The sequence below is a fragment of the Clostridium luticellarii genome, from assembly GCF_002995845.1.
GTDB lineage: Bacteria > Bacillota > Clostridia > Clostridiales > Clostridiaceae > Clostridium_B > Clostridium_B luticellarii.
The window spans coordinates 1-9,035 of sequence record NZ_PVXP01000098.1; the positions used below are offsets into that span (position 1 = coordinate 1).

At 33.9% G+C, this 9,035-nt stretch carries 9 protein-coding genes and 1 other annotated feature; of the genes, 3 read left to right on the forward strand and 6 right to left on the reverse strand.

Annotated elements, in window-relative coordinates; translation table 11 throughout:
• Positions 1-115: 115 nt before the first annotated feature.
• Positions 116-643, forward strand: coding sequence for a DUF4364 family protein (locus CLLU_RS17195; protein WP_106010995.1), 528 nt, complete (start codon positions 116-118; stop codon positions 641-643).
• A gap of 4 nt (positions 644-647) precedes the next feature.
• Here CLLU_RS17195 and CLLU_RS17200 read toward each other — a convergent pair whose 3' ends face one another.
• A complete protein-coding gene (locus tag CLLU_RS17200) occupies positions 648-1,535 on the reverse strand; it encodes a YncE family protein (RefSeq protein ID WP_106010996.1) in 888 nt (295 codons plus the stop codon).
• A 116-nt stretch (positions 1,536-1,651) separates the two neighbouring features.
• Between CLLU_RS17200 and CLLU_RS17205 the strand changes: the two genes are divergently transcribed.
• On the forward strand, positions 1,652-1,909 hold the full coding sequence (locus tag CLLU_RS17205) for a TIGR03905 family TSCPD domain-containing protein (protein WP_106010997.1): 258 nt from the start codon (positions 1,652-1,654) through the stop codon (positions 1,907-1,909).
• Between the two features lie 79 nt (positions 1,910-1,988).
• On the opposite strand, the gene CLLU_RS17210 is transcribed toward CLLU_RS17205, so the two are convergent.
• The 3 genes from CLLU_RS17210 to CLLU_RS17220 form a co-directional block, all read right to left on the reverse strand.
• Complete coding sequence (locus tag CLLU_RS17210) at positions 1,989-3,329, reverse strand: bifunctional folylpolyglutamate synthase/dihydrofolate synthase (RefSeq protein WP_106010998.1); 1,341 nt, start codon at positions 3,327-3,329, stop codon at positions 1,989-1,991.
• Between the two features lie 19 nt (positions 3,330-3,348).
• Entirely contained in the window at positions 3,349-5,997 is a 2,649-nt protein-coding gene (locus CLLU_RS17215) for a valine--tRNA ligase (protein ID WP_106010999.1), read from the reverse strand.
• Between the two features lie 89 nt (positions 5,998-6,086).
• Positions 6,087-6,297, reverse strand: a binding site (T-box leader).
• Positions 6,298-6,372: 75 nt separating this feature from the next.
• On the reverse strand, positions 6,373-6,777 hold the full coding sequence (locus tag CLLU_RS17220; protein ID WP_106011000.1) for a hypothetical protein: 405 nt from the start codon (positions 6,775-6,777) through the stop codon (positions 6,373-6,375).
• Positions 6,778-6,942: 165 nt separating this feature from the next.
• Between CLLU_RS17220 and CLLU_RS17225 the strand changes: the two genes are divergently transcribed.
• Positions 6,943-7,647: a 4Fe-4S double cluster binding domain-containing protein gene (locus CLLU_RS17225; RefSeq protein WP_106011001.1), complete on the forward strand. Its 705-nt coding sequence runs from the start codon at positions 6,943-6,945 to the stop codon at positions 7,645-7,647.
• A gap of 58 nt (positions 7,648-7,705) precedes the next feature.
• Here the strand turns inward: CLLU_RS17225 and CLLU_RS17230 are convergent, their stop codons facing one another.
• Complete coding sequence (locus CLLU_RS17230) at positions 7,706-8,488, reverse strand: ABC transporter substrate-binding protein (RefSeq protein ID WP_106011002.1); 783 nt, start codon at positions 8,486-8,488, stop codon at positions 7,706-7,708.
• A 173-nt stretch (positions 8,489-8,661) separates the two neighbouring features.
• Positions 8,662-9,035: hypothetical protein (locus CLLU_RS18785; RefSeq protein ID WP_158255944.1), on the reverse strand; the 374-nt coding region annotated here is incomplete at its 5' end.

Here is a 9,035-nt window from a genome sequence, read left to right on the forward strand (position 1 = left end):
CTAATAAATATTACATAAATAAAAAATTTATTTATATAAAATAATTTGAAAATAAAGTTGAAATATTTTATGCTATAATATATATATATTTTAAGTTTGATGGAGAGGATTTTAAATGTTCGAAGATACTTTGGAACTGGCAGAAAATAAATTACTGCTGCTTTACATATTTAAAAAAATTAAATTTCCTATTTCCAACAATGAAATAACACAGATCATACTTGAAAACGACTTTATAAATTATTTTACTCTTCAACAATATTTGACCGAGCTTCTATCCGCCAATTTTATTAAAAAAATAACCCATTCCAATAATCACAAATTTATAATTACCAAAAAAGGTCTGAAGGTTCTGATGTTATTTGGAAATAGAATTTCAAAGGATAAAATAGATATTTTGGAGCAATATTTGAATAAAAAAATTAAAGATATAAAGAAGAACCTTTCCATAAATGCCAGTTACAGTAATGATGATGAAAATAATTTTATCGTAGAGTTAAAAATATCAGAAAATAATTCCACATTAATGAATATACAGCTAAACGTTGATTCTAACAAAAAAGCTAAAGAATTATGCAAAAAATGGAAAAAAGGTTATTCTGAACTATACTATACTATTGTTGAGCTGCTTATGCGCAATTAAGAACTCAACTCAAAATCATACCTGTAGGTTCTCCACCTATGGGTATATATTTCTTATCCTTATTTTTTACATTTACCTTTATCAGCAGATCATTATAGTTGTCACCCACATACAGATTTTCTTTATATTTTATTATATTTTTAGGCATTCCACCTACAATTAGTTTTTTTTCCTCTTTATAATTGTTTATATCCAGAACACTTATGGTCCCATCACCAAAATTGGATACAAAACAGTGTCTGCTGCTGCAGTAAATATCCATGGGTGAATTCCCCACACTGATTCTGTTTATTATTTTATAATTTTTTAAAGACAATATAGCTATGCTTCCTCTAAATTCAGATCCTATGTTGCTTTCACATATTAATACATGCTGCCCGTCTAATGTGAATACAGCTTTAGTAGGATAAGATCCCACCCTTATATTTTTAATGTATTTTCTATTTATACAATCTATTAAAGTTATGCTGTCATCCTGCATATTGGATATAAGTAGTAATTTCCTTTCTTTATTCAAGCATATACTATATGGAAGGCTTCCACAGGGGATTTCTTCAACTACCTGTCTTTCTTTAAGTTCAAATACCAGCAAGCTGTTCAAATCACTGCATATTATATAGGCATTATTTCCATAGACCACCACATCGCTGCAGCATGCTCCTATATAATAGCTCTCTTCCTGTATTTCCTTTTTCATGTCAACTATAGATATGGTATTGTTGTATTTATTGGCAGTTATAAGTTTATTGCCGCTGGTATATATTCCATGAGGACCTACATTATAAACTATATCATTGGACTTCAAATATATTCTCTTCTCTTCACAGAAATGATCTAGATTAATTTTTGACACAATATCAGAAGAAGTGCTGCATACATAAATATAATCCAACACCATCACCCCCTTACAAATATAATATGAATATATGTTAAAATAGGTAATAGCAATTGAAAATTTATTTTATTGTATGATATAATGTAATTCTCATAAAGGAATCAGGTGATGAAATGTATACTTATAACACTAATGGAGTTTGTTCAAGCCAAATAAATTTTGATATAGTTGAAAATAAAATCAAAAGTGTAACCTTTATAGGCGGATGCAATGGCAACCTTCAGGCTATATCCAGACTTGTAAGCGGAATGGATGTGAACGAGGCGATAAAAAAACTGCAGGGCATTTCCTGCAATGGAAAAGGTACTTCATGTCCGGATCAATTTGCAACTGCTCTCAAACAATTGATTTCAAAAAATAAATTTCTGTAATGGTTCCACTGATCCTGCTTACCGGGTGATTCTTGGATCCAGATGGAGCTTTATCTTTATCCATCTGGATCATTGAATCTTAGCTTATATGTTTTTTTATAATTTTTCTCATATCCCCTATCATATAAAGGGAACCTGAAATTAAAAGAAGATCTTCCTTTCTGCAATAGGAAACTGCTTTTCTATAGGCACTTTCATAATCATCAAAGGCTTCACAGTTGGGATTATGTCTTTCTATTACAGTTTTCAGCTGTTCCGAACTCTCAGCCCTCACGTTATTGGGAGTAACAGCTATGACCCTCCAGGCCAGCGGAACAATGGTTTTTACCATGATATCAACTTCTTTGTCAGCCAGTATACCCAATATAAGCACCATACGATTATAACTGAAATGTCTTTCTACATTATCTCTAAGCATGGAAATCCCTTCTCTGTTATGGGCTCCGTCTATAACTACCAGCGGCCTTTTTGCCATAACTTCCAATCTTCCCATCCATTTTATTTTACTGAGAGCTTTTAATATTATGGATTTTCCTATTGAAATACCATAGTCTGACAGCTGTTCTACGGCAAAAATGGCTGTGGCACAGTTCAAAAGCTGATGTTTACCTAAAAGGGAAAGTTTAATGTTATATTCTTCTTTTTTCGTGTGTACACTTATATGCTGAACATATTCTTTACTGTAACTGTCAATTTTACTTTCTCCCATATATTTTACAGAATCCAGTGGTACACTTATAAGTCTGCTGTTTTTCTGGCTGCACACCTGTTCTATAACTTCTCTTGCTTCATCTTCTTCAGGATACATTACAACTGGAATACCCGGCTTGATTATTCCAGCTTTTTCACAGGCTATCTTACCCAGCGTATCCCCCAGTATTTTCATGTGATCATAACTTATGGAGGAGATTATACTCAAAATAACCCCTCCACTTTGTATTTCAGAAAAAGGAGGCATTACATTTGTAGAATCCAGTCTTCCTCCCAATCCCACTTCAATTACAGCTATGTCAACCTTCTTCTCCCAGAAATAATAAAACATGGCACAGGTTATTATTTCAAATTCCGTAGGATTATCATATCCCATTTCAATAACTTTATTTACAATTTCAGATACTTTTGTAACCACTCTGCTCAAATCATCTTTAGGTATATTACTGCCGTTTACCTGAATTCTCTCTTCAAATACCTCCAGATAAGGTGAAGTATACATGCCCACTTTAAATCCGGCTTCCATCAATATCTTGCTCACCATTGCTGTAATAGAACCTTTTCCATTAGTACCTGCCACATGTATAGTTTTTATTTTTTTATGAGGGTTACCCAAAAGTTCAAGAATCTTTTCAGTTCTCTCAAGTCCAAAATTGCTTCCAAATTTGGCTACACCCTCTATATACTCCAAAGTCTCTTCATAATTCATGGTAGCACATCCCCGTATTTTATTTTAAGTTCTGTATTCTCTCCAACACAGATTCAAGCATTTCTTTGTATTTACAGCCTTTTTCCTTTTCTCCATCCACTACATTTTTAGGAGCCTTCGAAACAAATTTTTCATTTGAGAGCTTTTTCTCAACTCTTTTTATTTCAATCTCCAATTTTTCTTTTTCTTTATTTAACCTTTCGATCTCCTTATCCTTATCCACCAGCTCCAAAAGCGGAATAAATAATTCAGCTCCCCGGGTAACTGCAGACACAACATTTTTGGGCACATCATCTTTGCTGTCTAGGAATTCCAGTTCGCTGGCAGCAGCCAATTTCTTAAAGTATTCCTCTCCACTTTTAAATGATTCCAATGCATTTTTTTCAGTTACACATACCATCACCTTAGCTTTTCTTGAAAACGGTACATTCATTTCAGTTCTTACATTTCTAATAGCCTTTATGGCCTCTATAATATACTCCATATCCTCTTCTGCCTTTAAGTCATTGAGTTCATTATAGTATTCCGGCCATTTTGATATGGTTATGGACTCATATTTTGTATATAGATGAGTATATATTTCTTCTGTTATAAAAGGCATTATGGGATGAAGAAGCTGAAGACTTGTTGTAAGTACTCTGTTCAATACATTATAAGCCACTCCCTTGGCCTTTTTATCCTCACCGTACATAGCAGGTTTAACAAGTTCTATATACCAGTCACAGAACTCTCCCCAGATAAAATCATAGATCTTTTGGGCAGCTATTCCAAGTTCAAATTTCTCTATATTGTAAGTAACTTCCTTTATAAGCGTATTTACTTTGGACAATATCCACCTGTCTGCACTGCTGTAATCTTTACAGCCGCTGTATTTGTTCATTATATCCTCATCCAAATTCATAAGTACAAACCTGGATGCATTCCATATCTTATTGGCAAAATTCCTGGAAGCTTCTACTTTTTCAGGATAATATCTTATATCATTTCCCGGAGCATTACCCGTAATCAGTGCAAATCTGAGAGCATCTGCACCATATTGCTCTATTACTTCTATAGGATCAACACCATTTCCGAGGGATTTAGACATTTTTCTTCCCTGAGAATCTCTCACAATTCCATGTATGAGCACATTTTCAAAAGGAATGTCATCCATGCAGTATATACCGGAAAATATCATTCGTGCCACCCAGAAAAATATTATGTCATATCCAGTAACGAGAGTATTATTAGGATAAAAATACTTCAGGTCATCTGTATCATCAGGCCATCCCAATGTTGAGAAAGGCCACAGTGCGGAACTGAACCAGGTATCCAGTACATCTTTATCCTGTTCCAGGTTGGAGGAACCACATTTACTGCATTTTGTAGGATCCGTATCACTCACTATAACCTGACCACAGTCCCTACAGTACCAGACAGGAATTCTATGTCCCCACCAGAGCTGCCTTGAAATACACCAATCTTGAATATTTTCCATCCAGTTAAAATAGATTTTTTCAAATCTTTCAGGTATAAACTTCACTTTCTTGTTTCTTACCACATCAATAGCCGGCTTTGCCAGTGATTCCATTTTTACAAACCACTGTTTAGAGAGCATCGGTTCAATAACTGTGCCGCACCTGTCATGACATCCTACATTATGTACATGCTCCTTTATTTTCACTAAAAATCCCTGTTTTTTCAAATCCTCAACCAGTACTTTTCTTGCTTCATATCTATCCATTCCATCATATTTAGTGCCTGGAAGTTTTATAGTTCCATCCTCGTTCATTATTATGACTTCAGGTAAATTATGTCTTTTTCCCACATAATAATCGTTTGGATCATGGGCAGGCGTTATCTTAACTGCTCCTGTACCAAATTCCATATCCACGTAATCATCAGACACTATTGGTATTTCTCTGTTGACAATTGGCAGTATGGCAGTCTTACCAACCAAATGTTTATATCTTCCATCTTTTGGATTAACCGCAATAGCCGTATCACCGAACATGGTCTCCGGTCTTGTAGTAGCTATCTCCAGATATTCATCACTTCCAACTACCTTATATCTTATATGCCAGAAATATCCCTGCTGCTCACTGTATTCAATTTCTGCATCGGATATAGCGGTCTGACATTTAGGACACCAGTTTATTATTCTATTTCCCTGGTATATAAGCCCTTCATTATACAATTTAACAAAAAACTTTCTCACGGCTTTATTCAGTCCTGCATCCATAGTAAATCTTTCTCTTGTAAAATCTACAGAACTCCCAAGTTTTTTTACCTGATTTCTTATTCTATCTCTATACTCATGAGTCCAATCCCAGGTTTTTTTAAGAAATGCCTCTCTTCCTATCTTTTTCTTTACAATGCCCTTTTTTAGAAGTTCCTTTTCCACCTTTACTTCGGTAGCTATACTTGCATGATCTTCTCCAGGAAGCCATAATGTATTGTAACCCTGCATCCTTTTAGTTCTTATTATTATATCCTGAATTGTATTATCCAGGGCATGACCTAAATGTAATTTTCCCGTAATATTCGGGGGAGGTATTACTATAGTATAAGTTTTCTGGTTACCATCCGCTTTAGGTGTAAAATACCCTTTTTCCTGCCAATTATTGTAAAGTTTTTCTTCGAATGTCTTAGGATCATAAGTAGTTGACATATCTCCCTTTTTCGACATTAAATCTCCTCCTATCTTGTATAACATACTTAATGAATTTAAATAATCTTAGCACAAGAGCCACCTTATATACAAAAGGGCCTTCATCCACAAAGGACGAAGACCCGCGTTACCACCTTTTTTCCTGAAAATTCAGGCTCTCAAAAAATAACGGTACGAAAACCGTCTTTACCTACTTTTTATTTCAGTAAAGAAGCTCCAAAACTACCTTCTGGATACCTTGTATGAAAAGCCTCCCAACTAATAGCTTTTCTCTCTTTATACAATGTTATCCTTACTCCTTTTTTTCACAGCTGATAAATCAATTCAATACATTTTCTATTATATCGTTAATTTCCCTACTGTCAAGAAATTTTTACATATAACTTTCTATAACTAGTATCTTTCAGATATATTTCCCGCTGAATCATTAAGCAGCCTTACGGCCAACCTGTACTTGTATGGGAATATATCTTTATATTCCTCTTCCGTCAGCATTTCTTCAATATCATCTTCCCATACAAGCTTGTATTTTGGATGAAAAATTACAGCCCCATAGTTTTTCCCGCCATTCCTTATCCCTATAAGAAATACAGCCACAAATTTTCTTCCGCCAATACCTAAAAGTGTGCCTGGAATATAGGCTTCATCCATTTCATTATAGGAAAACCCGTACATGCTTTCAAACTTCATGCTTATTTCTCTATATATTTTTTCAAAGTAAAATACATCATCCGACGTTCTTTTGAAATCGATTTTTGAAGTATATTCTTTTATATATTCTAAATATTCACTGTTCAAAGGACACATCACCTATCATATATATTTTCTACTATTATATCAAAATTATATACGTATGAACATGTAAAATCAAAAAATTCGGCAGCTAAAAACTGATACTCTAAAAACAAGATTGCTTTTTTATAAATTTTATTGTATTTTACAGTTATATGGGAGGTATAAAAAATGAATTGTTTAAGCACAGAACTTAGAAAATGCCTTATTAGAAAAGGTGCCTCAATTGTCGGCTTTGCAGATTTGAAAGACATTCCAGAAGATCAGAGAGAAAATTACAGATACGGAATTTCAATTGCGGTATCACTGAATCCGCATATAATAGCCGGAATAAAAAATGGACCGACAAAGGATTATTATGCCGAATATACAAGAGTAAATGATCTTCTGGATAATCTCGACGAATATGCAGCAAAAATCATAAGGCAACATGGATTTAAGGCATCTCCAAAAATAAAAAGAAGCATTCAAACGGATAAAACAACTCTGAGGACGACTTTGCCCCATAAAACTGCAGCAACTAGAGCAGGTATTGGCTGGATTGGAAAATGTGCACTGCTCATCACAAAAGAATTTGGTTCTGCTATAAGATTATCAACTATATTAACTGATGCAGAATTAAACACTGGTTTACCTATAAACGAATCAAAATGTGGAAAATGCTCTATATGCACAAGATCTTGCCCTGGCAATGCAGTATTGGGAATTAACTGGAATATAGATAGAGACAGAAGTGATTATTTTAATGCTTTTAAGTGTAAAAATGAGGCTCAAAGAAGAAGCAATGAACTTGGAGTGGAGGAAAGAATTTGTGGAAAATGTATATTTATCTGCCCCTGGACACAAAAATATTTAAAATCACAAAATTCAATTTGAAAATATTTTTAGAGCTGGGTCTCCCTTTACAATGGGTTGACCCAACTCTGCACCACACCTATTTAACAGCCTTTTCTGCAAAAGAGTTATCCACTATCTTATCAAAAGGAGGCCTTTCAGGTATCAAACTGGATTTATAGGATTGTATTACATCCATAAGCCTGTTCAAATCTTGTTCTTTTATAACAGGAGTATCGGCATAAGCTTTTATACTCCTATAATTTTTCACTACAGACTGCAGTACGCTTTTATCAGTTCCCGGGAAAAAGGATTCTATGGCTTCAGCCACTTCTTTATCATTGTGATTTTGAACCCATACCTGTCCTTTATGAATGGCATTTATAAACCTCTGAATCAGTTCAGGATTTTTCGATATATAGGATTTAGTGGCAAAATAACAGGTATAAGGCAGTACACCTGCAGACTCACCTATTGAAGCTTGTATATAACCATTTTTGTCCTTCTCCAGCATGCTGGCAGTTGGTTCAAAAAGGGCCACATAATCTCCCGTGTTTGCCTTGAATGCACCAGCTGTTGCAGTATAGGCCAAATTAGTTATCAGGTTTACATCTTTCCCCGGTTGTATATTATTCTTTTTAAGTACATATTCCAGTGCCATTTCTGGAACTCCACCAGGTCTCCCTCCAATTATGGTCTTCCCTTTTACAGATTCCCATTTAAAATCCTTTTGCTCACTTCTGCCCACTAGAAAAGAACCATCTGTAGCCGTTAATTGACCAAACAATACAGGAAAATCCTTTCGCTTTTGATTGTATATATAGATCACCTGCTCCGGTCCGCAAAAACCTATGTCACTGCTGCCGCTGAGCACCTGCTGCATTGTTTTATCCGCTACCACTTCAAAAACACAAATAGATAGATATAATCCATAAAAATTCCTACATTAATTATATAATAATTAAACTATTTTAAAAAGCCCTGGATTTCTCCAGAGCTTTTCTTTATTTTTTATATAGCCTATAATTCTGAGCTAGGTTTTGACTACAGGTTATACTATTTTATATTATTCCAATACTCAAATATACTTTTTAAATCTTCTTGATTTGTATATTCTCTTATTATAAGCTGTGAATTATATTTCATTTCATCAAATATTTTTTTATTATAAATGAGTATTAAATTATTAATGATTCTATATGCTTTATCAAATTGTTTTAAAAATAAAGTACTTTCGTCTTTATTATAAAATTTATCATATTCTATCAAACAAGAACATAAGTTATCTTCTGTTAATGATGCGGAATGAACATATAAACAGCAATCTCTATAAATAGTTCTTACAACTTCAAAATTTTTATGTATTATATTATCCTTATCATATAGAGAGAATATAGTTTCAAATATATAACTAGGTGAGTCATCTATAT